Genomic DNA, 25,291 nt, shown 5'->3' on the forward strand with positions numbered 1-25,291 from the left:
ACTTAGTAACAAATCTTCATATTTTTCCATTTTCGCTTTATACTTATTTATCAATGCAACTTGCATGCCAAGATATATATAGGTGTAAATAACTTGAATTTTCGAAATGAATCAATTCATTAATGAATTTTATTCTCTTAAAAATCATTACTTTTAAGGATTCATCTAAAAACCAATAATTCATTTTTGAATTTTCGATAGAGTTAAGAATAATTCTCAATATAAGAGTGTGATTTTGGAATTTAACGAGTTCCATCCTTCTTTTCTTTATACAAAGTTTTGTTTTTCTAATATGAGTCATACAAGAATCTTTCCAGATTGAAAAATCCCATCCAGCTGGGCTAGAATGGGACTTTTCAATCTTCTAGGAAAGCATGCAAAAATACATCTAGAACGATTTATGAAATGAAATCTCCAGATTTTTGCCCTCCTTTGGCTTTCCAAAGCAAATGCATCCTGATCTTTATGGTAAATATGATATATTTCTGCTTCTATAAAAACTCTACATATTTTCTGTTTTATATCTTATTTATCCTTGATGCCACGCACCTGGGTTGTTTCCTTCCACATATTGCTTCAGCATAAGTGAACCCCAAGTTGTTTTAATCATCCCATATGGCCCTTCCATTCACTCCCATCCAGAATGATTAAAGTATACAATCGTCGCTCCGTTTTCATTAACATTCAAATCGAAACGAATTTTTGTACCTTTCCATCCTGGCATATCATGTTGGACTGTCCATACACCTGGTTAAAGCTGATCAATGTGCATTTGGAAAATAGCTTGACGATTGTAAAATTCAGCAATGCTTCTTACTTGAGGTTCAGCTTTAGCATCTGTTGTCCACCAACCCTTAAATCCTTCAGTTGTGGTAATGGCTTCGTATACTTTTTCAGAAGGCGCGATTATCATAATTTGATGTGGCAGTTAATCATCATTTATCCTCCTTTCTTCTTTTAATTTTATAGTTAGCTCCACTCTTTGGTGATTTTTAATGTTACCAAAAGGTCACATTTAGGAATTTGTCACTGCCTTTTAATGTGTCAACGATATGTTCTATTAGGAATTCAAATTATAGATTTTATAAAGGATCGTCCAATGTGGGCATATCAATTAGAAGAAGACTAAAATGCCCACTTTTCTTAGAACCTAGGGGATTATTTTATGAAGTATTGGAAATGGACAAGGGCAATCTGAGGTACAGTTTCTTATCTAAAAAAGCTAGAAGAAACCCGATTACAAGGTCTTCTCGGAATGCATGCAAGGAGTAGTACTTAGCTTTTATTAATATGTTTTAGAAGAGAATTTCTCTGCTAATTTGTTAAAGCTTTCTCACCATGCGATCAGTTCTTTTGAACTAGGATAGGAAGAACTACTAGGGTTTTTTAGAAATAATTCGATGAAACAGGTAAACTACCAGGAGAATAAAGACTAAACAACATAGTAGATTTCGCATTTGGATTAACATTGGAGAAAGGCTTAGTTCGTTTAATGGCTACCTAGAATGGTAGCGTCAGGAAAATACGCGAATTTTTTTATGTTTGCGATACCTCTATATAAAAAGACCGAATTTCTCGCTGATAACATTGAGAAATTCGGCTTTAGTTACTTCACAATGTCGCCCTTTGTAAGGTTAAATGAATTCTGCTTTCCTTTAATTAAGTTGCTAGTTTTGTTTACAACTCAAGAATCTAGTTAAATCTCATCATGTCTAACTTAAGCTTTAATTTCGTTTGAAAAGTAAGTCATGGGTATGGAGGGTACCAAGATTTTTTCGGTTTTTACTTCGTATAGACCAAAGGGAACTAAACGGAGCCCCGGAAGAAAATCACAAGTTAAAAACAATAAAGTATAAAGAATGTCATGGAAAGGAAATCCTCGTGCTTGAAGTGCCGATAATAATTTATCATTAAATTCTACTGCCTTATCAAATGAAGGATCAGTAGTCATCATACCTGTAAGCTGTAATGGGATTTCAAGAATGATTTCCTCACCATCAACAATTACTACCCCTCCCCCCATTTCATAGACACGTGCAGCAGCTATAGCCATTGCTTCTGGATTTCTGCCGATTGTAAGCAAATCAGTAGTTGTATTAAAGGTTGAGGCCATCCCATCTAAATTAATTGCAAACTTTTCTAATATTCCTTTTGTCACCCATTCCCCATTTCTATGGATTAGAGTTGCATACATAAGACCTTCTTGATCTGTTAGATCTACAAATCCATTCTTAATTGGAAGCTCCAATTCTTTTCGTTGGGTTATTACATTACTTCGAAAAAAAATAACCGGTACTGAGTTGCTTGAAGATGCTTGTGGGAAAAGATACAGATCAGGGTTTCCTAAAATCTCTCTTGAAAATGAAAATGGTTTTTCCGATAAATATTTACTCCAATCAAAGTTAGGCATCTGTATAGTTAATTTTCCCTTTTCAGCCACTATTTCTCCGTTTGAGATTACTAAATCCGGACGGAACTGAACGAGGTCAGGCAAAAGTAAAATATCCGCTTTTTTTCCTGGAGCTATTCCTCCAATAAAATCGTCCTGCTTGAGATATGTAGCTGCATTAATGGTTACCATTTGAATTGCTTCCATAACGGGTACACCCAATTCCACGGCTTGCCTAACTAGCCCATCAACAAATCCTTCTTTTTCGATAAAAGATGGATGCGGGCCATCTGTTGTCATTAAGATTCTATTCGTACTTACATTTCCCTCTGTGATCAGCTTGATTATCTCTGACAAATCTGGACGCAGCGAACTATTTCGAAGTACTGTCCACAATCCCAACCTTAAACGGTCCAAGGCCTCTTCCACTGTAATAGCTTCATGACAGGCACTTATCCCTGAAGCTGCAATCGAATTTAATTTTTCATAAGAACACCCGGCATTATGGCCATCAGATACTTTTCCCATCTTTTTCGCTTCATCTATAATGTCTAATAACACTGGGTCCCCATTGTATAATAGCGGCCAACGAGTCACTTCTGCTGTTCCAAGTACATCTTCTAGTGATAGGAGGTCAATTATATCCTTTTGGTTAAACCATTCTCTTTCCCCTGGGTATATGGCCTGCGAAACTAATCTAATCAACCAGAAAAAGTTCCCTGGCAATTTCTCTATATCATCTACAAGTTGTTTAAACCCCAAGGCACCCATGTGTAAATAAAAAAACAAATTATCATTTACTGTCGTCGTAGTGCCCAGCGGCAATACCTTTGCAGTAACACTCACCGGATTGTATACAACCCAAGGATGTGCATGTGTTTCGATGAACCCTGGAGAAACGTACAATCCATTGGCATCAATTACAGTTGTATTTTCACTTATGACACCTTCACTTTCCCCAACATATGCAATGCAATCTTTATACAAAGCGATATTTTGCTTTAGGAATTCACCAGAATACACATTAATCACTGTTCCGTCTTTAATTAAAATATCAGCGGGTCGTTTCCCTTGCGCCACTTCAATTAATTCATCTCTCATTGCTCTTGCTTTCACTATTCTTCGCCTCCCCATCCCTATTTGAATATTCTTTAGATTCGTTATAAATCATTCTGCTAATTAAAAACTACGAGATGAATATCCATTACACTATGATAGGCTTCTGCGCTGCTCCCATACTCTAGGGCAAATTTGACTAGCTTTTAGGGTAGTCATTACTTTTTTCTGTTTAGGTTTTACAATTAACTTGTTTCAGTCTCTCTTAATTTAAATCTTTGAATTTTCCCTGTTGTAGTCTTTGGCAACTCATTCACGAATTCAATGACACGGGGATATTTATATGGTGCCAACACCTTTTTGATAAATCCTTTAAATTCAAGTTTCAGTTCTTCCCTCGGTTCGACACCAGCTTTTAATACAATATAGGCTTTTGGTTTAATTAAATTATTTTCGTCCTTTACTGCGACAACAGCAGTTTCTAATATATCGGGATGTGATAAGAGAGCGTTTTCAATTTCTATTGGCGATACCCAGATTCCATTCACCTTCATCATGTCATCAATTCTTCCGGCATACCAATAAAAACCATCTTCATCCTTAAAATATTTATCTCCCGTCACAAGCCAATCACCAATAAATTTCTTTTTATTTTCTTCATTGAGATTCCAATACGATGCCGCAATGCTTTCACCCTTAATTAAAAGATCTCCTACTTCATTCACTGCAGCTTCATGACCATCTTCATTCACAATTTTAGCTTCATAACCTGGAACAATCTTCCCCGTGCTCCCTTGCCGAATTTGACTAACTTGATTAGATAGATATATATGAAGTGATTCCGTTGAGCCGATTCCGTCTATAATATCTAAATTAAAAACTTTCTTCCATTGTTCTATATAAGAGGCAGGCAACGCCTCACCCGCAGATACGCAAAGTCTTATCGAAGAGAGATCATAGTTTTTTTTCGTCTTCTCAAGGTAGTTGAGCATTGATCCATACAAGGTAGGAACTCCAAAAAAGATGGTAGGACGATACTTTTCAATCGTCTCAAACACTTTCTCTGCAGTCGGTCGGTCCGGCATTAATACAGTAGTCGCTCCGGCCCCAAATGGAAAATACATCCCATTTCCCAAACCATAGGCAAAGAAAAGCTTCGAAGCAGAAAAAGTAATGTCATTTTCAGTGATCTGTAAAATATTTTTGGCGTAACTTTTATAGGCTTCTTCCATATCAGTTTGAAGATGAATCACACCCTTTGGCTCACCCGTACTACCTGATGTATAGAGCCAGAACGCTTGATCATTAATAGTGCTATAACAGGGGGGCAATTCTTTATCTTGGCCCTTTATAAGATCGTAAAAGGAGTGTTCATTAGCTTCTTTCAAGATTCGATTTTTCCCGTCAACTAGGATTACATGTTTTAAGAAGAGTAAACGATTCTTAACAGCCTTTAATTCTTCCCACCGTTCACAGGTAGTAACCAACACTTTTGATCGACTATTATTCAATAGAAACTCATAATCCTTTAAAGGTAAAAGTGTGTTGGCAGGAATAGGAATCGCTCCAACTTTAATTGCCCCAAAGAAACCAATAATGAATTCTGGAGAGTCATCTAATAATAGTAAAACGCGCTGTTCCATCTCTGTGTTTAACTCTTTTAAGGCAGCACCAAATTGGTTAGCAGATGTTTCGATCTCTTGGTAGGTGTAAAATCGATCTTCATAAAAAATCGCCGCTTTATCACCTCTGCCTACTTCTATATTTTTTTGAAAGAAATTATAAGATGCATTATACATCGATCCCAACCCTCTAATTTTATGCTCGGTTTTTATCACACATATTTCCCCCCAATAACCTTAATAGATTTCCTGCCTTTTTCTAAAATCCTTTATTTTTCTGATAGAAATTTCTCCAACTATTATTCTTTTGACAGACCAAACATATTTAACTGCTATTCACCTACATAAGAGACTACACTTTTTTCGTTTCAGTATATAAACCAAGGGTTTCACGAGATAGTTCTCTACCAAATCCTGACTGCTTATAACCTCCAAATAGGGTTCCCTGGAATGCAGAAATCTGGCTGTTAATCAACAATCCGGGCATTAATTTTTGCTGCTACCCGATTCGCTTTTGCATGGGTTATTGTCCAAACTACAGATGCTAAACCATGAATCGAGTGGTTTGCCATTTCAATTCCTTCTTTTTCATTGATTTCATGACAACAACGACTGGACCGAATACTTCTTCTCCGCACTGTCAAAAAAAGAATAGGGATTTCATTTCATCTACCCGATAAATCTCTCACTCTGTAATTTTCATTGAGTCTCAGGTGGTAAAAGGTAGTTCTTTATTCTCTATTCGTGACATGTTATATGACTTAATCTGCTGTTTGTAATTTTCATACCGGGCAAATGCTTCAACGTTCCAACCAGTAATAACAAACTTTCTTAACAATGGGGCCACCCGACATCGTTCTTCCTGTAAATTATTGTATAACCCTTGTTAGAAAGAATACACTTCACATGCCCAATACGCTCTCCCCACTCTAGCGGCCCTTTGGGGTAGTTTGTTCCAAGCTTCATTGCTATATCGATATCTTCCTTAATAGCTATTTTTTGCGTAAAAGCATAAAATGCTTCATTAATAATCATTGAAAGCACCCTTGGAAGCACTAGTCCTACTTGGTCTTTAGTAAATTCCGATTCTAATTCTACATCTTCAAGTTGTTTAGTAACCGCTTTCAAATTGTTGGTTTCCCCAGTTAACGGCAAAGTTAATTCAATCAGATTTTGAGAATCCAAGTCTGGAAAACAAGCAAATCCTACAATTTTCAAATGTCCATTTGTCCAATTAAATACTTCTGTGCAAGTAATAGAAAGTACACTCGTTATAACAATTGAATGTTTATTTAAAACAAATTTTCCAAGTGCCTGAATTGTTTTTTTCTTGTTTCCTAGATTGCCATGCTCTGTTTCCCAAATGATATCAAAAAATTCTGTTTCATAATCGGCTAATTGATTAGCAGATCCAATTTTTGTAGAACCTTCAAAAATTTTATGGAGTATGGGCCCATTTTAAACCCGCCAGCCTTTTTCATGATGCGGTCAACTTTTTCATGTGTGGCTAGTCCTTCATCAACAATTCTAAGGGACTCATTTTAAAAGAATGGGCAATTCTATTGACGATAAAGCCTGGTGTATCTTTACATATTACAGGCCTTTTCTTAATTTGGAGTAATAAGTCCCTTGTTCTGTCGATTGTGGTTTGGTCAGTTAATTAACTTTTTACAATTTCAATAAGTGGCATTAGAGGTACTCAATTGAATAAATGTATACCAACCATTCTTTGAGGATGACTTATTAGTTGCTAGTATCGTTTCAGTGTCAGTAACTGCCTCTAACTTCTAAATAATTCTATTTTTAAAGATTTAATCTCCGGTACAGCTTCAATAATTAAGTCTAAACCCGATACATCGGTGAGTTTTGCTGACTCTGCCAGCTCAGGATAAATTTTGCCTTTACTTTCATTTTTTCGATATTAGTAATAATATTTCTAGAGTTTCTTTCAAGGATTTCGGCTTCTATATCATATAAAGTAACGGATAATCCACTTTGCAAAAAGTCTGGGCAATTCCATTTCCCATTGTCCCTGAACCAACTACACCGACCGTTTAGATTCCTTGAATTTGCTAAGGAGATGTAGCAGCAGTTCCATTCCAACGTATACTTTCAAAAACAGTTTTACAGCTCTGGCAATAGTACTGCCTAACCAGCTGTGCAGTGCCGAAGGATGAATATAACTCAACATTTTTCCCATCACAAAATGGACAAGTTGGTTTTTCCTTTTCACTGAGCATTTACAATCTCCTCATCCCTTAAACTTGGAATCAATGCATTCTTATACGAATCAGCTAGCTTACTATTTTCAAGAAGAACATCACTCTCAACAAGAACAATATTGTTTTCCACTTGCTTCATCCATGTAATGACTTCTTGTTCACAAAGCTTAAAAGCATTAATGAAACGAGCCGGTATAGATCCGCCATCATTTAGCAACTTGAGTGCCCAGCTTTTTGAATACAAAATATGTTCTTCCTGTTCTTTTACTAATTTATTAAATTGCAGCCCGATTTCACTGCTTTTCTGATGACTGGTTAAAGCGGTTATCAATGTGTTAAGCGCTGTGTTCATACAGTATAGTCCTGCAATAAGTGATATCCAGTCCTCGATTTTAACTATGCTATGGAAGGCTTTTCCCGTTTGTTCCTTCACATCATTTTTGTTACCTTTCCCACCTTTTAAATTCGCTCCCCAGTTATAAAGAAGACGCGCATGTCCAAGCTCTGACTGCGCCATCGCAATTGCTGCAAGTGTTCCTTCTAAGTCTGGTCCGCTCACACCGACCTCGACAAGACGATCGCCTAAAATAAATTTGTTATCAGCAATCGTTTCTATTAAATTTATTAATTCATAATTGATATTTTTGGAATTCACCATATTAAACCACCCTTTTCTTAAAAAATGGTTCTACTTCTCTAATGCAAATCATATTTTCCCTCTTGACTATATACATTTCCACCCATTTTTCTTCGTCGTAAATATAACGTGCATAAACACGTGCCAACTCATCACTGTTGGCCTCGACGGTTCCAATATGCATTAAATCATCACCTCGATTAATTCTGGAAAGCACATCATATTCAAACTGTTGAACTGCTTTAATATTCATCGTGAACTAACCCCCCAAGTCTTTAATTTTTGTTTACCTGCCTCACTCATTTGATCGACCGTCCAGGCAGGACTCCAAACCACTTCAATTTCCACTGTATTAATATTTGCTTCTTGAAGGAGCCGATTTTTGATATCACTTTCAATCCATTGCATACACCCACATCCTGTTGAAGTATAAGTCATCGTAACAAGCGCCTTATTTTCTTGTTTTTCTACCCCATAAATTAATCCCATATCAACAATGCTTATTGGAAATTCAGGATCAGTAACGTCTTGTAATGCATTGATAAGAACGGGATCTTTATAAAAAACCTTTTCCATCTAGATCGCCTCATTTCGATATTCTTCAAGTTGTTGATATCCTTTTTGAATTCGATTAACAAATTCCTGATTTTGCGGACCTCGCTGCTTAAAGCGCTGGATGACATTATCCCATGTATCCGGCTCATCGTATTTCCACCGCTTATTCTCAACATCGAATTTACATGGAAAGGGAACAATCAAATCATATTTCCCGGTCTCTTCATTGTATTGGGCTGGAACATTAAGCCCAAGAGATTCACAGAAAGGAACAGCTGTTGACATCCATTTTTGCCTTAATTCATCATTTGTTTTTCCTTTCAACTTATAATCAAGCTGGGATGAACGACTTTTTAAGTTATCTGCTACACCAAAGAATTCCAGCGACATAATAAACATCCAATCAAGTGCTTCTTGGACCTGCTTAGCCGTTTCAGGTTCTTTCATAGCTGCCTTCATGATAATTTCACCGTTTCTTAAATGAAATAATTCCTCTTTATCTACTTTGACTAATGCACGTTTCCATGGTCCGTATGATGTATGCTGATGTGCATCTCCCAACAGAGTATAACCTGCACGGTCAAACAATCCATTAAACACACCGAGCTCAACCCAATTATTTAATTTAAAATCAAAGGCATATGGATTTTTCCATTTATTTGGCGGACGTTCGTATAACAAAGATTGAACATCTTCTCCTAAATCCTTTAATAGCCTGTAGGCAATATGCGCATGCCCAATTTCATCCTGCATCACAGCAAGAGCTGTTATTTTGTAATTTAAATTAGGAGCATCTTTGTAAACAGTCAGAAGTGGCGGCACACTTAATAACTCTGTATCCCCAACTATCATCAGAGTTTGTTTCAATGCCCTTTTATAATTTTCATCCATATCTTCTAATCTCTCCACCACAAACCCAGATTGAACCTTGCTCATCAAATCATTCGCAGATACTGCCATATCTCCCTCTCCTATCATATTATGTTTTTTGAACTATCGTCTTATATAAGTAATATGATAATTTACTTTATATGGATAGTCAAGAGTTTATCAGATTTTTCAGAAAACAAATAAACGAGATGTACAAAAATACATCTCGTTTATTCCTTATAATTTATATTTAAACGCACCATTTGTTGAGATTTTATGAATTCTCTCTGATTCCACTAAATATTCCAGGTGTGCTAGCGTTTCTGCAATAGCGAATCGCCACTGATGATCAGTAAGCTTTTTATGCTGAAACAGCTTCTCTGTAATCTCAAAGGCTACTTGTTTCGTTTCCAAAATGGTTAAAATAGTAGCTAAACGTTCCTTATGATGTAAAATGATTTCTTTAGCTCTCTGTGCGAGATTTTCAATAGGTGTTCCATGGGCTGGATAAGCAATGCTTATATCTTGATCAACAAGGCAATGCAATGTTGAAAAGTAACTAGCTAAGGGATTTTGATCAGAGTTGGGCCAAAGACTAATATTCGGAGTGATTCGATTCAAGACAACATCGCCTATTAACATAATTTTCTGACTTTCATGATAAAAACATAGATGTCCTTCAGCATGTCCACTATATTTATGGACGACCCATCTTCCACCAGGACTATCTAATTGCGATTCATTGAAATTATTAATTTCGGGAAGTGGATTTACTTTATTTGAAAGAAACAATACGTTCTCTTTAACTTTCGTCAACAATGACTCTGGGACAGCATGCTTTTGAAATAATTCATATGTTGCCTCAGCCTGCTTCGTACTTCCGCCAAAAACAGTTTTAATCATCTTAGCTTCTTCTTCGCTCATATAAACATGCGCCCCGGTTTTTTGTTGCATCCAACTAATTAATCCTGAATGATCAGGATGAAAATGGGTCAGGACAATCTTTGATATATCTGTTGGATTGATAGACAACTCTTCAAAGACTTCTTCCCAACACTGTTTCGCGTCTGTTGTTGGAAAACCAACATCAATCAAAATGATTTCTTCTATCGTGCGGAATATATAACAATAGACATACTTCATTGGGAATGGTACAGGTATGCCGATGCGTGTTAAATAATCTGTTATTTGTTGATGATTTCCTGAAAGCACAGCCATTGACAGGACCCCCTAAAAACTGGGTCCCGTTTTTCTTGAAAGGCGAGTAATGCTTCTTTTCGATCCCCAGTGCCTATTGTTAACTCATACGCCTTTGATTCGATAGCAATCCCTGTTCGCAAATCAGTAGCATTTCCTTTATTAATTGCATATTTCGCTTGTTGGAGAGCAATCGAACTTTTTAGCAATATAGGCTCCAAGAATTTAAGTGTATAAGCCTCAAGTGTGTCCTGGTCATCAAAGTTTTCGTCAATTAATCCAATATTTTTCGCCTCAATGGCATTAATCTTTTTACCGCTATAAATAAGATGCCTGGCTTTCGAAATGCCAATCAACTTCGGTAAACGTTGTGTTCCACCTGCACCTGGAATTATAGCCCAGTTTATTTCAGTTAAACCAAGCTGCGCCTCCGATACCGCAAATCTAAAATCACAGACAAGGGCTAATTCCAAACCACCTCCAAGTGCATATCCATTAATCATCGCTACTGTAGGCTGCGGCAAGTCTTCTATTCTATTAAAAACATCTCGAATTAGACAAACATTTCTTCGTGTCTCTTGCTCTGACAATGTTTTTCGCTCTTTCAAATCAGCGCCAGCACAAAAAGCTTTCATACCAGATCCGGAAAAAACCACCGCTTTAATGGCTAAATCGGTACTTAAGTTCAGAACGATTTCATTCAATTCCTTTAATGACCCATAATCAAGACTATTTAGCTCTTCCGGTCTATTTAATACGACATAAGCGATACTATCTTTTTTTGTAACATAAACTTTTAGCATAAACCTCTCCTCCTAATTAATCATGATAGATTTCTGAAAAAGGGTTGATTGCTTTCTCTCGATTAACATTGCCTGCTTTGTCAGGCGGATATTCCATTATCGATTCAAAATATTTCACCGCTTTGACTGAAATTAGTTGATGGATATTCCAAAACAACTCCCTAGCCTTGATTCCATGCCAATCACCAGGCAGCAAATCAAGCGGAAAACCGGGGTCCAAGAAAAGGAATTTCCGATATTCATGTACAATCTTGGTTCGTTCATAAAAGCATTGCTCATTGGAAATGGTATCTTCCCAAACAGCCTGCTGCATGTCATGAAGCTTCGATTCATATTGCTGTATAAAGGTTAAATAGTTTTTGTTTATTTCTTTTAAATCCCAACAAGTGCTTAAAATCTCTTCATTAGTATGAGTGATGACCTGGCTCGAACTAAATATAATTAAATAGTCCTTTAAATCATATGTATCCATGAGAGTTAGTACTTGTTTTTCCAATGGATTAGGACTGACCCAAATACTATTAGACATAAGCCCGAAACCAGTCCAACTCAATTCCTTACGTACTTGATTTCGAAGTACACGTTTTTCCTCAGGAATTGAGTAGGTTACCACTCTCCATAAACCATCCCATTGATGATTTCTAATTGTATAAACACGTTTGACACCATCATCCATATTGCGTTTTCCTTTTGGTGTTAATGAATAATAGCTTTTATTGCCTATTTTCCGCCCAATTATTAGATCCTGCTGTACGAGTCGTAAAATGGCACCGCGCACAGATGATTCGGAAATACCAAAATGATTCATCATTTTTATAAGGGTGCCAATCCATACCTCCCCTCCATAAAATTGAACGAAATCACCAAAAAGAGTGTACAATAATGACCTTGGTTTCATGTTGATTCTCCTGTTCTCATAAAGCCTTTTCTTCTTAATGTAATCTAAATTAGCTCAATTTTCAAACTTGTTAGAGGATTATCATATAATAAACTATCATCTAACTTTTAATAATCTTTTAATATCTTCAGGAATTGGGACAGCCTTTAACTTATTGCCCTCAATAGAAGTCCAAGCGCGAATTTCATAGCCATGGCCAGTCCTTCTCTCTCCACAAAATACTTCATGATGAAAACGAATTGTCTTGGTTTTCATTTCCTCCACATGGGTGTACACCATCACTTCATCGTCATAGTATAGTGGATTTTCAAAGGTACACTTTGCTTCTAGTAAAGGAATGATAATTTTTTTTTCTTCTTCTAAATATTTAGGGCTCATATTTATTGAGCGAAAAAAATTATGACCTGCTAAATCGAACCATTTATAATAATTTGGATAATAGACGATCCCCGCTCGATCTGTATCACCCCATTGGATTTGAAATTTTGTTTCGTTGACACGTCTTATTAATTGAGTTTCTTCCATTATATATTTCACCATCTTCCTATAGAGTTAGTATTAAAAAAGCAATATCGGCAGAAACCGATATTGCTTTTCCAAAGGGTAAATTTATTATTTACCTTTCCATTGTGGTTCACGCTTTTCAAGGAATGAAGCCAAACCTTCTTTAGCATCCTCAGAACGGAATAACAGATTTTGTATTTCTCCTTCGTAACGAATCGCCGCGTTTAATGGCATTTCTTTACCATTCATGATCGAAAGCTTGATATTAGTGACTGCATAACTTGCTTTACTAGCGACATTTTTGGCATATTCCAATGTTTTTTCACGAATTACTTCTTGTGGGTAAACCCGGTCAACCAGACGAATTTCCTTAGCTTCCTGAGGTAAAATCGATTCTCCTGTGATATTCAAGTCGATAGCCTTTGAGTGGCCAACCAATCTAGCCATACGTTGTGTACCGCCTGTCCCAGCAAGAACCCCAAGGTTAACTTCTGGTAAACCAATTTTCCCTGCTTTATCACCCATAAAGCGTAGATCACAGCCCATCGCCATTTCCAAACCTCCACCTACTGTATGGCCTTCTAGGCAAGCAATCCAGATTTGCGGTGAACGAGCAATTTTATCAAGTGTTTCATTACAGAACAGGCAGAATTGTGTTTTAAAAACGGGATCAGCAGCTTTAAGGAAGTTTATATCTGCCCCCACCGAGAAAAATTTAGGCATATCGCTCATTAACACAGCTACCTTAATATCTGAATCAAAACGAATATCATCAATTGCCTCATTTAACTCTTTGTAAAAATCAAGCGTGTAAGCATTCGTCTTGTTAATATGAAGATGTACCTCTGCAACCCCAGTTTCTTTGTTCTTTTGGATTGTAAGCGTTCTCTTAGTTTCAACTGCTGTACTCATTCATCAACACTCCTCTGTTTTAGTATTACGTTTTATTAACTTCCGTTTATATTACATAATATACTATGTAATTTTCAGAATTGCAATTATTTTTGGTAAATTTTTTAAATTATTATACTTATTAAGATTTTTTATACTGTTTGTCAATAATTTAATATCTTAATAGACTGCTTCAGGTTAAACACTAGTACAGCTATTTCAATTGATAATATCAAGGTTTTAAATCTTATTGATTGAATACTTGATTAAGAGTAAATCTCTAATTAATAAAAAAAAGACCAACTCAAATATGAATTGGTCATTTCAGTTTGTAGACAAAAGGGGTTCTATCTAAATGTTAAAACAAAGTTGATTGGAACGGAAGGTGCGAGACTCCTGCGGGAAAAGCGAGTCCAAGGGAGACCCCGCAGGCGCAAAGGCGCCGAGGAGGCTCCCGGACCGCCCGCGGAAAGCGAGTACCTGAAGTGGAAAGTAACGTTCGAATTTTTAAAACCCTCAAAAAAACTGTAGACAAACTCAAAATTGGTCATTTTTAATAGCTTATATTCTACTTATTGATTCTTATTTAGTGCCCACACACTTTCCTTGCTACCCCTACGAAATAAGCTAATTTATCTCTGTTTTCTTGAGACTAAAGTAGTCTAATTTCGTTGATATGCTTTTTATTTCATTTTACGTGATTGTCACTTCAAATCTCTCTATAGTTTCCTCTATTAGACCAATGCTTAGTTGTCCTTAATAACAGTCTATCAGGATATATTATAGTGTTAATCGTTTCCAGATTATGAAATTTTGCCAACATTTTTATTTTTTTCAATCACCATTCTTCATACTTCAAACATATAATACATACAAAGGAAAAACCGGGGGTATCAACATGCAAGACAATTTACATGGATCGCAAATGAATGAGGTTGAAAAGTTTGATGAATGGGTGAAAAAGTTTTTTCTGGATCCAGAAACAAGTGCGTTAGATCATCAACTATTTTCAATTGATATATACGAAAGTGAAGATGAGTATATGGTGGAAGCGGTTTTAGAAAATCATGATGTTAAAGATATTAAAGTATGTCTAATTGAAAATGAGCTATCGATCATCGTTGACGATACTCATAAACCCTTTCTTGAAAATAAAGCGGATACATTACCCACACAAAGGAAAATCCCCTTCCCCTTTTCAATTTGTTCACGTAGGATTACTGCAGAATTTTCAAATCCGTTATTAGTGATTCGCATCCATAAGTTTTCCCCCGGAAAAACAGTTGACGATATAAATATTGAGTAGTTTTCTTTCTTCATAATAAAAAGAATGGCTACGGAGGCTGCTTGCTTCCTGTGCCATTCTTTTTTTATATTGATTAGCCCGCAAAGTAAAATGAGGTTCGACTTCCTTTTTGTGTCGAAATGACTTGAAGCTGGGCATCGATTCGTTCCTTTAATTCCGGAACATGGGAAATTATACCCACCAATCTTCCGGTGCTCTGAATATCCATTAACGCTTCAATCGCATGGTCAAGTGATTCAGGGTCGAGCGTACCAAAACCTTCATCAATGAACATCGTCTCAAGAGATATGCCACCAGCATTCTGCTGGACAACATCGGCAAGCCCTAGAGCAAGTGCAAGCGACGCCTTAAAGCTTTCGCCTCCTGAAAGCGTTTTGACATGTCGTTCCTGGCCCGTATATTGATCATATACAGATAACTCCAGACCGCTTTGAATATTCCTTCGTGTTGGATCCAGTTTTCGTAAAAGCTGATAACGACCGCTAGTCATCTTCAACAATCTTAGATTGGCTTCTTTTAGAATATCATCTAAAAAGGCCGCCAATACATACCGTTCAAAAGTAATCCGGAAGGAGTTTTGACCTTTAGAAATCTCAGACAGATGACCGACGATACTGTACCTTTCATCCAGACTTTTCTGATTTTCCCTTATTAGCGCCAGTTTTCGTTCAATTTCTTCGTTCATTTGCTTGTCAGCCAGTAATTCATTCTGATTTCGGCGCAACAATTCCAATTCACAATCTATGAACTCAAAAGTCTTTTTCAACCCTTCGAGGTCCGGTTTGACCACATCTTTTAATTTCATCTCCAAATCATGAAATAGACTTAGAACGCTTTGCCAACTTTGATTGTATTGCAGAACTTGATTCTCTATATATTCGAGAGCCGATTCTGTTTTTTTGGCTGTTGTATATTCTTTATAATTGGCAAATCCTTGTTTGGTCATATCCGTAATCAACTTTTCCCGTTCCTCTGTCAATTCACGATTTAACGCTTTAATATTTCCGGTTAGTGATTCTTTTTTCGCATCAATGGCCGACTCTTTCTCTTTAACCATTTGAAGATTTTTTCGTGCTTCTTCTAATGCATTTTGTAAAAGTTTCTGCTTTTTGACGGCCGCTTGATATGCTGCAGTATATTCCTCCTCAGTCCTGATTCCATCTGGCATAGAATCAGTTAATCCTTTAAGCTTTGTTGAATTTTCAATATATCTGGTTTTGACTTGATCTTCTACTCTTTCTATGGATTTCAAATTTTCTTTTAGTTGGACTGCTTTCTCTTTTAATTCAAGCAACTTTCTTTCCAGTTCACTAAACGCGGCCTTCTTAAGCTTTAATATCCGTAGCTGCTCTTGCAGCTCTTTTCCTTTTTGGTCGAACTGATTCAAGTAAGCATCAATTTGATCGAAAGAAAGCTCTGGCAAACTCTGTTGTAAGTCAGTCAATTTTTCTTGTGAGGACTCTATTAGTGCATTGAACTTAGATTCCGCTTGATAAAATTCGCTTTCAGCTTGACTTTTTTGTTGATCTGCATATTTTTGCTTATTTTCCTGCTGTTTCAATTCAATATCCGTTGGCATCTCATCATGCATTTGGGCGGGTTCAGGATGACGCACAGATCCACACACAGGACAATTTTCACCAGTGTGTAACATGGATGCAAGCATCCCTGCCTGACCAGTGCGCCACTTTTGATTAAGAGCCTCTAGTTTTTCCTTTTCTTGTAGCTGAATTTTAAGAAGCTCCTGGAAACGGTTATTCTTTTCAGCCAACAACCGCTTTGTGCTCTGTGATTCTGAAAGAACATCTTGAAGTTTTTTCATTTTTAATAATAATTGCTGACTTTTTTCGACTTCTCTTTCCTTATCACTATAAAGAACGGCTGCTTTTTCCGCTTCGGATTTTTCAAGGCCAACTTTTTCTGCTTCCGCTTCAATTGAACTATGTTCTGATACATTTTTTTCACGAAGCTGCTTACTATTCTGCCACTCTTTTTCATCTAAAAGAACTTGCGCTTTTAAACTTGCATATGTCATCACAGCATCTTTTACCTGCTCAAGCTGATGCACATTTCGAACTGCCCTCTCCCTTTCATCTTCCTTCAATAATTCCTGTTCATAGGAATCTTGCTTCTTAATCCGCTCAGCCATGAACTTCTCTGCCTGCTCACTTAATTTTTGAAGTTCAGTAGTTACATCTTGTACTTGTTTGCCAATCCGCAAATAATATTGCTCTTGTTTTTCAAGCGAAGCTGCTTTGTGCGCCATTTTAATTTGTTCTTTTAATTCATCTATTTCAGGTTTTTTCGCTTCAAGGATCTCTTTTTTATTTCGTAATCTTTCTTTTTCAGTAAACCTATTTAACAAATCGACCGCTTTTGAAAGCTCTTGGTTAACTTGATCTCGAGCTTCCTGTTTCTCCTGTATTTGCTTGCTAACATATTGACTTCTTTCTGTTGCTGCCGAAATAACAGCATGTAAGAGCGGCAAAATTTGTTGTTCATTTGGCTCTTCTGCTTCCAAATGTTCCTGCAGTCCTTCATGATTACCCGGCTTGATTCCCTTCATTAATTCAATTCGCCGCTGTGCACTTCTTTCACTTTCCTTTTTAAGAATTGAAGCTTCTTCTTTTAATTTTTCCTCTATTCGTTTATAAAGTTCGGTATGAAATAATTTCTGAAGTATCTGTTCTTTATCCTTACTGTCGGATGTTAACAGTTTCCTGAATTCATTCTGAGGAATCATCAGAATTTGCCGAAACTGATTGGCATCAAGTCCAATAAGTAATTTGATTTTCTCTTCAACCTCGCGTACATTGGCACCTAACAGTTTTTTGCCTTCTGGCAACAGCTGATATAATTCAGCCTTCGCGCCAACTGTTGTCGTGCCATCGCCCGATTTCTTCTTTCGCTCCTGTTGTGGTGAACGAGTTACCAAATATATTTTTCCACGCAGTGTAAATTGTAGCGAGACTTCCGTCAACATATCATCTTCGGCAAATTGACTTCGTAAATCTTGCCCACTTCGATCTTCACCACTCGCTTTTCCATATATCGCGAAACTAATTCCGTCAAAAATCGTTGTTTTACCAGCACCCGTCTTTCCAGAAATGACAAACATGGTTCTTTCTCCAAGGGTATTAAAATCAATAGTTTCTCTTCCAGCATATGGCCCAAATGCCTGCATCGTTAAAATATGAGGTCTCATTTCAAAGCCTCCTCTTTCTTCACAGCTTCAATTACCGAAACCATTAAATCTTGCTTTTGAGAATCAAAATCTCGATCTGTCATCTCTTGGTAAAACGTTTCAAACAAATCCAATTCGGACTTTCGTTCATCCTTTACAGAGGAAAAAGATTTTTTTCTTCTCAAGTCAGCCAAATCCCATTTTCGCTCTAGGTGAAGTACGTTCGGGTAGACCTGGCGTAAGCGATTAATCGGATCGATGAGTGATCCCTCATCATTTAGTGTTATTTTTAAATAGTCATCTATTTTTTGTGATTGATAAAAAGCAGGGTCTAGTAACTCTTCCATCGTGCCTGCCAGCTCTCTCATATCAAGCTTAGGCATCAAAGATCGATAGCGTACATCAAAGGCTCCATCTTCTTTCATCTCGACAATCGATAACGACTTATTTTGCTTGGCCTCAGAAAAAGAGTACTTCAATAGTGAGCCGGAGTAATATACCTTTGGATGGCGTATCGCATCTGGACTATGTAAATGCCCAAGTGCCGTATAATCAAACGCATCAAATAAATCAGATGATACACATCCAGAACCGCCTACTGACAAAATACGTTCTGAATCGCTCGTTTTACCACCTAATACAAAAGCATGTCCAACGAAAACATTTGGTTCATTCGGATTGAATGTTTCTGCAATAGTTCCAGTTATCCGTTTCATTGCTTCTTGATGAGAATGAATGCTCTCATCTTCAAAAAGATGGCGAACGGTTCCAGGTTCTGCATAAGGTACACAATAAAAATTCACGCCCTTAATACGGACCGGTTCACATGTTTTTGTCAATTTCCCATGAATGTATAGCTGGCTATGACGATACCATGATGAACCGAATGACAGCCTCTCCGCCGAATCATGATTTCCCGATATCGCAACAATCGGCGTATTCATTTTCACATTAATCGTATAAAGAATTTCATCAAGAAGCTCTACTGCCTCCGTCGGTGGAACGGAACGATCATATAAATCACCAGCAATCACCACTGCCTCTGGTTTCTCTTCTTCTACTATTTCAATAAATTGCAGGAGTGCATGTCTTTGATCTTCTGTCATATGTACCCCGTGAACAATTTTCCCTAAATGCCAATCAGCCGTATGGATAAATTTCATAGTTTCACTCCGTCCTCATTTTTACTTACTATTATTATATCAAAAATTGAACGGATAGCATGGATTGGGTACAAACGTTCTAATTTTTACCACAATTTGAAACACATCTTTTTTCAAGCAAAAAAAGGCATACTCTAAAGAGTCTACCTTTTTTAATCATCAGCTAAATAAATGCTCATATGGACTCATATTCACTTTTCGTTCAGCTAATTTTTTTTGTAAAAATTTATGATCACGTTTGGGTGTGGCTATGATATAGCCACGTATTACTATATCTTCTGTAATAGCACCCGCTTTTTCCTTTAACGCCAATTCACCAATTTTACCAGCAATTTTATGTCGTGCAACATCACGAAAAAGTTCTGGTACTGGGCTCACTAAATCTTCTAGTAAATCCTTTTGCTGCTTTGACCATAAATGCTTTGTTTGGTCCAAATAATATTCTTCCCAATCCATATCGGATTTTCCATCCTCTTTAGGAAACCTTTTTAGGAATTTCCGAAACATGAAAAAGCCACCGATGCTCATCAAAATTATTAAAAGGGCTACCCAAAATAGAATAAACCATAAAAACCAGCCTCCAAGCAAAGAACCACCTCATATGTATAGAATAATTGTTACTATGTATTATAGACAGTAACCCATATCTTTACAAGACTGGCAATAGAATCATTCTTGTTCGTTTACTTCCAATAAAACCAGTGAAAAATCTCCCACAGCATTTTCTTCATAAAGATTCGTAACCGAAGTAGAATAGTTGAAAATCTCCGCACGAAAATCCTCGTTTGACTGCGGAATCTTTATATCAAACACCATTTGATAAAGCAGTGTTGTTATATCATGATATTCTTTATTAGTTACCTTGAAATTAAAACTGACTTTTCTGAATTCTCCACCTTCAGAATCTTGTATAACTTCTGCATGAAAATCAGTAACATGCAGTGATACATCGTCCAAAATGACTTCATCTATCATCTTTTAAACATCTCCTTTATTTGTGATTAAAGTTATGTTATCACTCCAGGCGTCTCACGCCAACGATTCAGCCTTGAAAATATCAAAAAAAACGTGCACAGGAAAACCTGGCACGTTTCTATAAATTAATTACCTTTTATTACTATTATTCGCCATTTTGCGTCATCGACTTGTTCAAACTCAGTGATTTCATGACCTTCTGTAGCAGCCCAACGCGGAATGCTTTCCGTTGCTTGCGTGCAATCGAAAGGAAATTAATAATCAGTTCTTCCCCTTTTTCCATATCAACAATCGCTTCTTTTGCTTCTACTAAAGGGAATGGGCATACCATCCCTGTTGTTTCCAATACTTTCGCCATTAATACTCCACTCCTTAACTAAATTTTTTTATGGTTTCATTCTAAAAACTTAGGCAGCCTTGGAAGTACCCGCTGTGTGCTTTTGCTTACGGATAATAGTAAAATAAGTCGCTACCCATGTGCCTAATAGGAAAAAGACAATGGCAACCCAACCTTGCCAAGCAAATAACGCCGAGTTTACAAGACCGTTACCAATAGTACATCCACCGGCAACGCTCGCACCAAATCCCATTATTACCCCACCGAAAGCATTGTTACGTAAAGTTTTCATATCTGGCAATCTCCAACGGAATTCTCCGCTCCCTTTAGCTGCGATGAAAGCTCCAAGAAATATACCCAATACTAAGAACGTCCCCCAATCGATTAACGCATTATCTCCTGTTACAAGGAACGTTAAGATGTCGCTGAAGGAGCTGTAATCCCCAATCCAAACATTCTCCCTGTCATTGCACTTAGAGGCCATGCCATTATTGCAATCAGGCCAACTAGTACTGCTGTGATAAATGGATGCCAACGTTTTTCAAATAAAATGTGCGCCAAACCAGTTTTTTTCGGTTTCATTTTAAAAATCGGCAGTTTAGGCTTTCTTATTTCACGGATCACAAAGATACCAACTACAAGTGTCAACACAATAACCAGCACCCATGGTGAAACATTCAGTGTTTCATGAATGTACGTATCCCTTGAACGGTAGGCTAACAAGTTATCCCCGGTTGCTTTCCAAACACCATATTTCGTCATTGCAGCTCCAAGCATATATCCAAAAAGGGCGACCCAACTGCCGATCATTCCCTCTCCGGTACGGTACCATGTTCCTGTCGCACAACCACCGGCAAGAACCATTCCGATACCGAAAATAAAGCCCCCCACGATTGTTCCCAACCATGGAAAACCATCATTACCAAACTGAATCACTCCTGTATCATTCAATGCATAGACCCCAATACTTTGTATCGCTATTACCACAAAAGTTGCTAAAAACATCCGTCCATCTTTAGCTAAAATTAAATCACGATATGCACCAACAACACAGAAACGGCCTCTTTGAAGCACAAAACCCAGCAGTAAACCACAGATAATTCCTAACACAATTATCTGTAACATGAACCGTTTCCTCCTTAAGCTAAATCAACAATAATATCAGTATAATTTCAATATAATCTAATTCAGATAAAAATACTTGGTTTTAACCTTGATTTGTTAAAAAAATTCTATTTTCTTAACAAAAAAAACACAGCTAATCCAGTACTAGATATAGGTATATTTTTATAACTATAAAAATATATACATAATATCCTAATTATGGGTCTGGATACCTTAGACCAGCTTTTCATAGGTTTTTTCAAAATAATGGTGATAAAGTATTCAGTTGAAAATATACCTCCATCATTATTGATGAATGTGACAGTGGTGGTATCCCTACTCTTCTTCTAACATTTGTTAATTTCTTACCTTGCTGGCGATGTACAGTTATCCTTTAATACGAAATGTATATTTTTTAAATAAGAATTGTATATATATAGGTGAACACAAATAATTTTCAAAAGAAAGGAAAGCGAGGTATAAACATGCATGAGAAAAACTTCACCTAGGCTGTGGACGGACGATTCTCAATGGATGGATTAACCTTGATCTTGTAGAGGCAGAAGGAGTAGATGTCATAGCAAATCTAGACGATTGCAAGAATACACCTCTGCCTGAACCAATCCCCGTATTGAGATTTGTTTTGCTCATTCTGGCTAAAGTAAAGAGGTGTTTATATGATAACCATCAGCCTGTGTATGATTGTCAAAGATGAGGTGGATACACTGGAAAGGTGTTTAGAATCCATCAAGGACATTCCAAATGAGATCATCATTGTAGATACAGGCTCGAAAGACCTGACGAAAGAAATAGCTCTCAATTGGACACCACATGTTCTTGATTTCAAATGGATAGATGATTTTTCTGCCGCACGCAACTACTCCTTTGATCAAGCCACAATGGATTATATCTTGTGGCTTGATGCTGATGACATTCTTTTGCCAGAAGATCGCCAAAAACTGCTTGAGTTAAAACAAACACTCGATCCAACGATTGATGCCGTCTCTATGATCTACCATACCTTATTTGATGAGTACAATAATGTACTGTCAAGTATTCGAAGACTTCGGTTGGTGAAACAAAACAAACATTTCCGATGGTATGGATATGTACATGAAGATGTAAAAGCAGAGGGGCCATGCCAACATTATGATAGTAATATTATCATCACACATAAGAAAGATCTGAAAAATACTGCAACATCGGATAGAAACCTTACTATCTATGAAAGGGCGATACGCAAAGGTAAAAAGATGACTCCCCACGATATATTTCATTATGCGAGGGAATTGCAAAAGCACCAGTTGTATGACAAAGCGATTAAGTTTTATCTCCGCTTCTTAAATTGCAAGGATATCGAAGTGGAACATCGGTTGTATGTATATAACAAATTAGCAAGTTGTTACTTCTTTGTTGGAAAGCGGGACAAAGAGCGGGAAATTACGTTAAAATCCTTCGCTTGTGACATTCCTCGTCCGGAATTCTGTTGTCGCTTAGCGGAACAGTTTTTAGAAAACAAACAGTATGTTCAAGCGGTGTTCTGGTACAAAATGGCAATAGAAGTGCCGATGTCGGACCATCCTTGGGTTATCGAAAGTCAACCATTCCGGACTTGGCTTCCCCATAAACAACTCGCTCTTTGCTATTTCCATTTAGCGGACTATGAACGCTCTCTTCAGCATAATCAACTGTCACTTACTTACCTACCTGATGACAAAGACATCCTCCAAAATATCCAAATGCTGAAGGAATTAGTGAAAGAGTCCACAACAGAAAGAAACAGTCTAAAATAACATCAAAAAAGAGTTTTAGACTGTTGATTGCATGAAAACATCCTGAGATTTTATGAAATCCAGGATGTTTTGATCTCCAATAAGATTCATTCTATAAATTAGAGTACACATTATTGTGGAGAGGAGCTAAATAGATCATCACTCCTCCATACAGTTATTTATTCAAATAGTGACTTACTTATAACAAGGAGATTCTAAGGATTGACTCTCACTCCTTGTGAGCCTTCCCGACGGAAATGGTAGCAATCACTGCATTAAATAATCCATCAATCACGGAAACGTTGTCATCGAAAGTATTTGCTACATAAATTCGGTTGGTTAATGGATTGACTCCCGCAGCGGCTGGGGTATCCCCGACGGAAATGGTAGCAATCGCTGTATTCGTCGCTCCGCTAATCACGGAAACGTTGTCGTCTCCCAAATTTGGTACATAAATGAGGTTGGTCGATGGATTGACTCCCGCAGCGGCTGGGGCATCCCCGACGGAAATGGTAGCAATCACTGTATTCGTCGCTCCGTTAATCACTGAAACCGTATCATCCGTGAAATTTGTTACATAAATTCGATTGATTAATGGATTGACTCCCACACCGACTGCATTTCCCCCGACAGGAATGGTAGCAACCACGGTATTTGATAATCCATCAATCACGGAAACGTTGGAACTAGTCTGATTTGCTACATAAATCTGATTAGTTAATGGATTGACTCCCACATCTCTTGGAGCATCCCCAACGGTAATGGTTGTTATCACGGTATTCGTCGCTCCGCTAATCACGGAAACGTTATCATCTAAGTTATTTGATATATAAATGAGGTTGGTCGATGGATTGACTCCCACACCGAGTGGAAGAGTCCCAACGGTAATAGTAGCCATCACGGTATTCGTCGCTCCGTCAATCACGGAAACAGTGTTGTTGATTGCATTTGCTACATAAATTCGACTGGTCGATGGATTGACTACCACACCAGTTGGAGTATTCCCTACGGGAATGGTAGCAATCACGGTATTCGTTACTCCATCAATAACGGAAACGTCGAAGGTGGCACCATTTGTTACATAAATGAGGTTGGTCGATAGAGATCCAGCTGGGCCTTGAACGCCTTGTGGGCCTTGGTCACCTTGTGGGCCTTGAACGCCTTGTGGGCCTTGATTGCCTTGTGGGCCTTGGTCACCTTGTGGGCCTTGATTGCCTTGTGGGCCTTGGTCACCTTGGGGGCCTTGATTGCCTTGTGGGCCTTGGTCACCTTGTGGGCCTTGATTGCCTTGTGTTCCTTGAACGCCTTGTGTTCCTTGAACGCCTTGGGGGCCATGGTCGCCTTGGGGGCCTTGGGGGCCATGGTCGCCTTGGGGGCCTTGGGGGCCATGGTCGCCTTGGGGGCCTTGAACGCCTTGTGGACCTTGAACGCCTTGGGGGCCTTGATTGCCTTGTGGGCCGTGGTCGCCTTGGGGGCCTTGATTGCCCTGTGGGCCTTGAACGCCTTGGGGGCCTTGGTCACCTTGGGGGCCGTGGTCGCCTTGGGGGCCTTGATTGCCTTGGGGGCCGTGGTCGCCTTGGAGGCCGTGGTCGCCTTGGGGGCCTTGAACGCCTTGTATGCCGTAGTCGCCTTGGGGGCCGTGGTCGCCTTGGGGGCCTTGAGAACCTTGAAAGCCTTGAGCAGGTATGTTTACATTTACATTAACGTTTTGCTCTACCTTTTGTTCATGTATAGATTCGGATTTACTTTTACTATGTCCACAATCCTTACATTTTTTATGATCGCATTTGCACTTACTATGTCCAC

23 protein-coding genes and 6 pseudogenes are annotated in these 25,291 nt (G+C 37.9%); 3 read left to right on the forward strand and 26 right to left on the reverse strand.

Translation table 11 applies throughout. The features are described from left to right. Positions 1-1,717 precede the first annotated feature (1,717 nt). The 17 genes and pseudogenes from ACQKMR_RS09585 to ACQKMR_RS09665 all read right to left on the reverse strand — a co-directional run bounded on the left by ACQKMR_RS09585 (position 1,718) and on the right by ACQKMR_RS09665 (position 13,665). Entirely contained in the window at positions 1,718-3,523 is a 1,806-nt protein-coding gene (locus tag ACQKMR_RS09585; RefSeq protein WP_427697096.1) for an adenine deaminase C-terminal domain-containing protein, read from the reverse strand. Positions 3,524-3,690: 167 nt separating this feature from the next. Beyond that, the gene (locus ACQKMR_RS09590) at positions 3,691-5,244 is read right to left on the reverse strand and encodes a benzoate-CoA ligase family protein (RefSeq protein ID WP_427697195.1); all 1,554 of its coding nucleotides are present in this window, start codon (positions 5,242-5,244) and stop codon (positions 3,691-3,693) included. A 155-nt stretch (positions 5,245-5,399) separates the two neighbouring features. After that, positions 5,400-5,698, reverse strand: a pseudogene (locus tag ACQKMR_RS09595) (aldehyde dehydrogenase family protein); the annotation flags it as partial. 78 nt (positions 5,699-5,776) lie between these two features. Then, positions 5,777-5,905: a hypothetical protein gene (locus ACQKMR_RS09600; RefSeq protein ID WP_427697097.1), complete on the reverse strand. Its 129-nt coding sequence runs from the start codon at positions 5,903-5,905 to the stop codon at positions 5,777-5,779. Then, positions 5,899-6,285, reverse strand: a complete 387-nt coding sequence (locus tag ACQKMR_RS09605) for a 3-hydroxyacyl-CoA dehydrogenase family protein (RefSeq protein ID WP_427697098.1) — start codon at positions 6,283-6,285, stop codon at positions 5,899-5,901. The genes ACQKMR_RS09600 and ACQKMR_RS09605 overlap by 7 nt, the downstream gene beginning before the upstream one ends. Before the next feature lie 176 nt (positions 6,286-6,461). Then, positions 6,462-6,596 (reverse strand): annotated as a pseudogene (locus tag ACQKMR_RS09610) (3-hydroxyacyl-CoA dehydrogenase family protein); the annotation flags it as partial. Positions 6,597-7,031: 435 nt separating this feature from the next. Further along, positions 7,032-7,112: pseudogene (locus ACQKMR_RS09615) on the reverse strand (hypothetical protein); the annotation flags it as partial. A 27-nt stretch (positions 7,113-7,139) separates the two neighbouring features. After that, the gene (locus ACQKMR_RS09620; RefSeq protein WP_427697099.1) at positions 7,140-7,307 is read right to left on the reverse strand and encodes a hypothetical protein; all 168 of its coding nucleotides are present in this window, start codon (positions 7,305-7,307) and stop codon (positions 7,140-7,142) included. Then, positions 7,297-7,947, reverse strand: a complete 651-nt coding sequence (locus tag ACQKMR_RS09625) for a Phenylacetic acid catabolic protein (RefSeq protein ID WP_427697100.1) — start codon at positions 7,945-7,947, stop codon at positions 7,297-7,299. The genes ACQKMR_RS09620 and ACQKMR_RS09625 overlap by 11 nt, the downstream gene beginning before the upstream one ends. Before the next feature lies 1 nt (position 7,948). After that, complete coding sequence (locus ACQKMR_RS09630) at positions 7,949-8,179, reverse strand: hypothetical protein (RefSeq protein WP_427697101.1); 231 nt, start codon at positions 8,177-8,179, stop codon at positions 7,949-7,951. Then, a complete protein-coding gene (locus ACQKMR_RS09635) occupies positions 8,176-8,502 on the reverse strand; it encodes a metal-sulfur cluster assembly factor (RefSeq protein WP_427697102.1) in 327 nt (108 codons plus the stop codon). Before ACQKMR_RS09635 ends, ACQKMR_RS09630 begins: the two co-directional genes overlap by 4 nt. Next, positions 8,503-9,441 (reverse strand): Phenylacetic acid catabolic protein, encoded by a 939-nt coding sequence (locus ACQKMR_RS09640; RefSeq protein ID WP_427697103.1) that lies wholly within the window; start codon positions 9,439-9,441, stop codon positions 8,503-8,505. Positions 9,442-9,588: 147 nt separating this feature from the next. Next, on the reverse strand, positions 9,589-10,569 hold the full coding sequence (locus ACQKMR_RS09645; RefSeq protein ID WP_427697104.1) for an MBL fold metallo-hydrolase: 981 nt from the start codon (positions 10,567-10,569) through the stop codon (positions 9,589-9,591). Next, the gene (locus ACQKMR_RS09650) at positions 10,536-11,351 is read right to left on the reverse strand and encodes an enoyl-CoA hydratase-related protein (protein WP_427697105.1); all 816 of its coding nucleotides are present in this window, start codon (positions 11,349-11,351) and stop codon (positions 10,536-10,538) included. Before ACQKMR_RS09650 ends, ACQKMR_RS09645 begins: the two co-directional genes overlap by 34 nt. Positions 11,352-11,367: 16 nt before the next feature. Continuing rightward, positions 11,368-12,249: a PaaX family transcriptional regulator gene (locus ACQKMR_RS09655; RefSeq protein WP_427697106.1), complete on the reverse strand. Its 882-nt coding sequence runs from the start codon at positions 12,247-12,249 to the stop codon at positions 11,368-11,370. Between the two features lie 96 nt (positions 12,250-12,345). Next, on the reverse strand, positions 12,346-12,774 hold the full coding sequence (locus ACQKMR_RS09660; RefSeq protein ID WP_427697107.1) for an acyl-CoA thioesterase: 429 nt from the start codon (positions 12,772-12,774) through the stop codon (positions 12,346-12,348). Positions 12,775-12,861: 87 nt separating this feature from the next. Next, the gene (locus tag ACQKMR_RS09665) at positions 12,862-13,665 is read right to left on the reverse strand and encodes an enoyl-CoA hydratase/isomerase family protein (RefSeq protein ID WP_427697108.1); all 804 of its coding nucleotides are present in this window, start codon (positions 13,663-13,665) and stop codon (positions 12,862-12,864) included. Between the two features lie 877 nt (positions 13,666-14,542). On the opposite strand from ACQKMR_RS09665, the gene ACQKMR_RS09670 reads away from it, so the two are divergent. Beyond that, positions 14,543-14,950 (forward strand): hypothetical protein, encoded by a 408-nt coding sequence (locus tag ACQKMR_RS09670; RefSeq protein ID WP_427697109.1) that lies wholly within the window; start codon positions 14,543-14,545, stop codon positions 14,948-14,950. 73 nt (positions 14,951-15,023) lie between these two features. Here ACQKMR_RS09670 and ACQKMR_RS09675 read toward each other — a convergent pair whose 3' ends face one another. From ACQKMR_RS09675 to ACQKMR_RS09700, 6 genes and pseudogenes are all read right to left on the reverse strand, one after another. Then, positions 15,024-18,155 carry an SbcC/MukB-like Walker B domain-containing protein gene (locus tag ACQKMR_RS09675; RefSeq protein ID WP_427697110.1) on the reverse strand — a complete coding sequence of 1,044 codons (3,132 nt, stop codon included), beginning with the start codon at positions 18,153-18,155 and terminating at the stop codon, positions 15,024-15,026. After that, a complete protein-coding gene (locus tag ACQKMR_RS09680) occupies positions 18,152-19,297 on the reverse strand; it encodes an exonuclease SbcCD subunit D (protein ID WP_427697111.1) in 1,146 nt (381 codons plus the stop codon). The genes ACQKMR_RS09675 and ACQKMR_RS09680 overlap by 4 nt, the downstream gene beginning before the upstream one ends. A gap of 159 nt (positions 19,298-19,456) precedes the next feature. After that, positions 19,457-19,885 (reverse strand): DUF2621 domain-containing protein, encoded by a 429-nt coding sequence (locus ACQKMR_RS09685; RefSeq protein ID WP_427697112.1) that lies wholly within the window; start codon positions 19,883-19,885, stop codon positions 19,457-19,459. Between the two features lie 81 nt (positions 19,886-19,966). After that, positions 19,967-20,272 (reverse strand): DUF3219 family protein, encoded by a 306-nt coding sequence (locus ACQKMR_RS09690; protein ID WP_427697113.1) that lies wholly within the window; start codon positions 20,270-20,272, stop codon positions 19,967-19,969. Between the two features lie 125 nt (positions 20,273-20,397). After that, positions 20,398-20,630, reverse strand: a pseudogene (locus tag ACQKMR_RS09695) (sulfurtransferase TusA family protein). A 49-nt stretch (positions 20,631-20,679) separates the two neighbouring features. Beyond that, positions 20,680-21,734: pseudogene (locus tag ACQKMR_RS09700) on the reverse strand (YeeE/YedE thiosulfate transporter family protein). A gap of 656 nt (positions 21,735-22,390) precedes the next feature. Between ACQKMR_RS09700 and ACQKMR_RS09705 the strand changes: the two are divergent. Continuing rightward, entirely contained in the window at positions 22,391-23,506 is a 1,116-nt protein-coding gene (locus ACQKMR_RS09705) for a tetratricopeptide repeat-containing glycosyltransferase family 2 protein (RefSeq protein WP_427697114.1), read from the forward strand. 208 nt (positions 23,507-23,714) lie between these two features. Here ACQKMR_RS09705 and ACQKMR_RS09710 read toward each other — a convergent pair whose 3' ends face one another. The 3 genes and pseudogenes from ACQKMR_RS09710 to ACQKMR_RS09720 form a co-directional block, all read right to left on the reverse strand. Next, positions 23,715-24,512, reverse strand: coding sequence for a beta-propeller fold lactonase family protein (locus tag ACQKMR_RS09710; protein WP_427697196.1), 798 nt, complete (start codon positions 24,510-24,512; stop codon positions 23,715-23,717). Positions 24,513-24,515: 3 nt separating this feature from the next. Continuing rightward, positions 24,516-24,572 (reverse strand): annotated as a pseudogene (locus tag ACQKMR_RS09715) (hypothetical protein); the annotation flags it as partial. Next, entirely contained in the window at positions 24,563-25,006 is a 444-nt protein-coding gene (locus ACQKMR_RS09720; protein ID WP_427697202.1) for a hypothetical protein, read from the reverse strand. The pseudogene ACQKMR_RS09715 and the gene ACQKMR_RS09720, both read right to left, overlap by 10 nt. A 1-nt stretch (position 25,007) precedes the next feature. On the opposite strand from ACQKMR_RS09720, the gene ACQKMR_RS09725 reads away from it, so the two are divergent. Continuing rightward, positions 25,008-25,291 (forward strand): hypothetical protein (locus tag ACQKMR_RS09725; protein WP_427697203.1); only part of this gene is annotated, 284 nt, incomplete at its 3' end.

Origin of the sequence: Peribacillus sp. NPDC096540, from assembly GCF_050278525.1 — a bacterium.
GTDB lineage: Bacteria > Bacillota > Bacilli > Bacillales > DSM-1321 > Peribacillus.

Coding starts and splice junctions, on each gene's coding strand:
- ACQKMR_RS09620 (WP_427697099.1), bottom strand. CDS start 7,307: ATGCTCAGTGAAAAGGAAAAACCAACTTGTCCATTTTGTGATGGGAAA.
- ACQKMR_RS09660 (WP_427697107.1), bottom strand. CDS start 12,774: ATGGAAGAAACTCAATTAATAAGACGTGTCAACGAAACAAAATTTCAA.
- ACQKMR_RS09630 (WP_427697101.1), bottom strand. CDS start 8,179: ATGAATATTAAAGCAGTTCAACAGTTTGAATATGATGTGCTTTCCAGA.
- ACQKMR_RS09670 (WP_427697109.1), top strand. CDS start 14,543: ATGCAAGACAATTTACATGGATCGCAAATGAATGAGGTTGAAAAGTTT.
- ACQKMR_RS09585 (WP_427697096.1), bottom strand. CDS start 3,523: ATGGGGAGGCGAAGAATAGTGAAAGCAAGAGCAATGAGAGATGAATTA.
- ACQKMR_RS09635 (WP_427697102.1), bottom strand. CDS start 8,502: ATGGAAAAGGTTTTTTATAAAGATCCCGTTCTTATCAATGCATTACAA.
- ACQKMR_RS09675 (WP_427697110.1), bottom strand. CDS start 18,155: ATGAGACCTCATATTTTAACGATGCAGGCATTTGGGCCATATGCTGGA.
- ACQKMR_RS09625 (WP_427697100.1), bottom strand. CDS start 7,947: ATGGTGAATTCCAAAAATATCAATTATGAATTAATAAATTTAATAGAA.
- ACQKMR_RS09665 (WP_427697108.1), bottom strand. CDS start 13,665: ATGAGTACAGCAGTTGAAACTAAGAGAACGCTTACAATCCAAAAGAAC.
- ACQKMR_RS09655 (WP_427697106.1), bottom strand. CDS start 12,249: ATGAAACCAAGGTCATTATTGTACACTCTTTTTGGTGATTTCGTTCAA.
- ACQKMR_RS09705 (WP_427697114.1), top strand. CDS start 22,391: ATGATAACCATCAGCCTGTGTATGATTGTCAAAGATGAGGTGGATACA.
- ACQKMR_RS09690 (WP_427697113.1), bottom strand. CDS start 20,272: ATGATAGATGAAGTCATTTTGGACGATGTATCACTGCATGTTACTGAT.
- ACQKMR_RS09645 (WP_427697104.1), bottom strand. CDS start 10,569: ATGGCTGTGCTTTCAGGAAATCATCAACAAATAACAGATTATTTAACA.
- ACQKMR_RS09680 (WP_427697111.1), bottom strand. CDS start 19,297: ATGAAATTTATCCATACGGCTGATTGGCATTTAGGGAAAATTGTTCAC.
- ACQKMR_RS09590 (WP_427697195.1), bottom strand. CDS start 5,244: ATGTATAATGCATCTTATAATTTCTTTCAAAAAAATATAGAAGTAGGC.
- ACQKMR_RS09640 (WP_427697103.1), bottom strand. CDS start 9,441: ATGGCAGTATCTGCGAATGATTTGATGAGCAAGGTTCAATCTGGGTTT.
- ACQKMR_RS09650 (WP_427697105.1), bottom strand. CDS start 11,351: ATGCTAAAAGTTTATGTTACAAAAAAAGATAGTATCGCTTATGTCGTA.